Source organism: Chryseobacterium sp. MHB01, from assembly GCF_034651565.1.
Classification (GTDB): Bacteria; Bacteroidota; Bacteroidia; order Flavobacteriales; family Weeksellaceae; genus Chryseobacterium; species Chryseobacterium nepalense.
This window is the reverse complement of sequence record NZ_JAYEDA010000050.1, coordinates 1-500: the sequence shown is the minus strand read 5'-3', so window position 1 is coordinate 500 and position 500 is coordinate 1. Positions and strand designations below refer to the sequence as shown.

Annotated in this window: 1 protein-coding gene; it reads left to right on the top strand. The window is 32.2% G+C overall.

Annotated features, from left to right (window positions below; all coding sequences use genetic code 11):
- Positions 1 to 500 (top strand): restriction endonuclease subunit S (locus tag U9K52_RS21200; protein ID WP_322928027.1); only part of this gene is annotated, 500 nt, incomplete at both ends.

The window sequence follows — 500 nt, the reverse complement described above, 5'->3', positions numbered from 1 at the left end:
GAGGTGAAGAAATTGGGAGAAGTTGCTAACATCGGAAGAGGAAAATCCAAACATAGACCAAGAGATGCCGAATTTTTGTTTGGAGGTAAATATCCTTTTGTACAGACTGGCGATGTACGAAAAGCAGGTTTATATCTCACTGAGTTTACGCAAACTTATTCTGAAGCAGGATTACTGCAAAGCAAATTATGGAATGAAGATACTTTGTGTATTACAATTGCTGCAAATATTGCTGAAACTTCTATTCTTAAAATAAAAGCTTGTTTTCCTGATAGTATTATTGGATTGATTCCTAAGGAAAATAAAACAATTGTTCTTTTTGTAAAGTATCTGTTTGATAAATTTAAAATTGAGATACAAAATCTTTCGCAAGGGGCAGCACAAGATAATCTCAATCAAGATAAGTTGTCAAAAATAGAATTTACTTTCCCCCATATAGAAGAACAGAAGAAAATTTCATCTTTTATATTTTCAATTGACTCTCGTATCCAAACCCAAAA